The organism is Acidovorax sp. KPB24-03, from assembly GCF_057546605.1.
In genome coordinates, this window is the sequence record NZ_BAAJYR010000474.1 from 1 (window position 1) to 2462 (window position 2462).

At 70.8% G+C, this 2462-nt stretch carries 2 protein-coding genes and 1 riboswitch; both genes read left to right on the forward strand.

Annotated features, from left to right (window positions below):
- Nucleotides 1-391: 391 nt before the first annotated feature.
- Nucleotides 392-626, forward strand: a riboswitch (cobalamin riboswitch).
- Nucleotides 627-758: 132 nt separating this feature from the next.
- On the forward strand, nt 759-1580 hold the full coding sequence (gene cobM, locus AC27KI_RS22785) for a precorrin-4 C(11)-methyltransferase (RefSeq protein ID WP_317356926.1): 822 nt from the start codon (nt 759-761) through the stop codon (nt 1578-1580).
- On the forward strand, nt 1577-2462 hold an 886-nt coding region (locus AC27KI_RS22790; protein WP_487115979.1), incomplete at its 3' end, for a sirohydrochlorin chelatase. The genes cobM and AC27KI_RS22790, both read left to right, overlap by 4 nt.

Genomic DNA, 2462 nt, shown 5'->3' on the forward strand with positions numbered 1-2462 from the left:
CGCGCAGGCCGGTGCCGTGGCGGCCGCGGCCATCTTAGGGGCGCCCAGGCACAGCAGGGCGGGGGCCGCCAGCGCCAGCAGGGCGCGTCGGGCGCAAGGGGGTCGTCGCATGGAAATCTCCCTCTCTTGTTCGATGGATCGGTGTGTCGCGCCCCCCGGGCGGGGGGCGGCTCCATTCTTGGAGAAAGCGCGGGCCCCGGGCCGCCGCAGCGCCTGAAGCCTTCTGAATCGTTCTGGGGTGGCGGTGCCGGCCCAGGGTGCCGTGTGCAAGGCGTTACCTGCGGTCACAGCTCCTTGGAATCCTTGGCCTGGCCTGTCATGTTTGCTATTGAAATAATAGCTTCCAAGGCATGTTTCACTAGGGCGTGAGGCCTGAAAGGCTGGCAATCGATCTATACTCCCGCCCGTTGGTGCTCGCGCGGTCATTGCGACCGCGCAGTTAAACGGGAACCAGGGAGGGCGCGTCCGGCACGGACCGCGCCCCAACCTGGGCTGCCCCCGCAACGGTAAGCGAAAGAAGGCCTCGCCTTCACCCCGTGGAATCGTGCCCACTGGATGCCTCGGCATCTGGGAAGGGCCCACGGGTTTTCGCCAGCCCGGAGACCGGCCGACAGGGGGCCGCGCGCCCCAAGGCACAGGCCTTGGAGCGCGCGGCCCATTTCACGGAACCTGCGGGGAGGCAGGGGTCCGGGCGAATGCATTCCTGTGGTCCCCATGCAAATCTTCTCTGTGCTGGCGCGTGCGCCAGCTCCGCGGCCATGACGCCGGGCACCGTCTGGTTCGTCGGCGCCGGGCCGGGCGATCCCGAGCTCATCACCGTCAAGGGCCGCGCGCTCATCGAGCGCGCCGGTGCCATCCTGTTCGCGGGCTCGCTCGTCAACGAGGCGGCCACGCGCTGGGCGCCGCCCGGCTGCACCATCGCCGACAGCAAGGACATGACGCTGCCGCAGATGGCCGCGTGGCTCATCCTGCAGGCGCAAAAGCACGACACCGTGATCCGCCTGCAGACGGGCGATCCGGCCCTGTACGGCGCGCTGATCGAGGTGGTGCAGCCGCTGGACGCCGCGGGCGTGCCGCTGCGCGTGGTGCCGGGGGTGTCCTCGGCCATGGCCTCGGCCGCGGCGGCGGTGGAGAGCTTCACCCTGCCCGAGGTCACGCAGAGCGTGATCTTCACCCGCGTGGAGGGCCGCACGCCCATGCCGCCGGGCGAGTCGCTGGCCGAGCTGGGCCGCCACCACTGCACGCTGTGCATCTTTCTGTCGATCACGCTGCTGCACAAGGTGCAGGCCGGGCTGCGCGAGGCCGGCTGGGCCGAGGACGCGCCCCTGCTCGTGGTGCACAAGGCGAGTTGGCCGGGCGAGGAACTGATCGTGCGCGGCACGCTCGCCGACATCCGCGACCGCTGCCGCGAGGCCCAGGTGGTGAGCCAGGCCATGGTGATCGCCAGCCCCACGCTGGGCGCCCGCCAGTGGACGGAGCTGGCCAAGTCCAAGCTGTACGACCCCACCTTCACGCACCGCTTTCGCCGGGCGAGCGAGCCCGCCCGCCCCACCCAACCCCCTCTGGAACGTGCCCCATGAACACCACCATCCTGCTGATCGGCCATGGCTCGCGCGAGCCCGAGGGCAACGACGAGATCCACGCCTTCGTGGCGCAATGGCGCGCGCGCCAGCCGGCCTGGCGCATCGAGGTGTGCTTCATCGAGTTCGCGCCGCCCGGCTTGCACGACGGCCTGCTGCAGGCCGCGCAGGGCAGCCAGCGCGTGCTGGTGCTGCCGCTCATCCTCAACGCGGCGGGCCACGTGAAGATGGAGATCCCCGAGGCCATCGAACATGCGCGCGCGCACTGCCCCGGCGTGGCGTTTCTCTACGGCCCGCACCTCACGGCGTGCGAGCCCATCCTGGCCATCCTGCAGCGCCAGCTGCGCCAGTGCATGAACGCGCTGGACATGCCCGACCCCACCACCACCGGCGTGGTGCTGCTGGGCCGGGGATCGTCCGACCGGCAGGCCAACGGCGACGTCGCCAAGATGGCGCGCTGGCTGCAGGAAGACGGCCACCATGAGCTGGTCGAGATCGCCTTCACCGGCATCACCTGGCCGCGCCTGGAGCGCGTGGTGCAGCGCCAGGTGCTGCTGGGCATGAAGCAGATCGTGGTGCTGCCGTACTACCTGTACACCGGCACGCTGATGCAGCGCATCGGCCGGCAGGTGGCGCACCTGCGCGCGCAGTACCCGCAGGTGCGCTTCGCGCAGTCGCCGCACTTCGGCCTGGAGCGCGAGATCTTTGAGTTGCTGGAGGGCCGCGTGGCCGACCTGCTGGAGGGCACCCCGGGCAGCCTGCTGCCCTGCGACGGCTGCAAGTACCGCGAGATCGCGCACGACCTGGGGCACGGCCACAGCCACGAACACACGCATGCTCCGGCGGCCGCGCCCGCGCCGACCCCCGAGGCGGCGGTGGCCC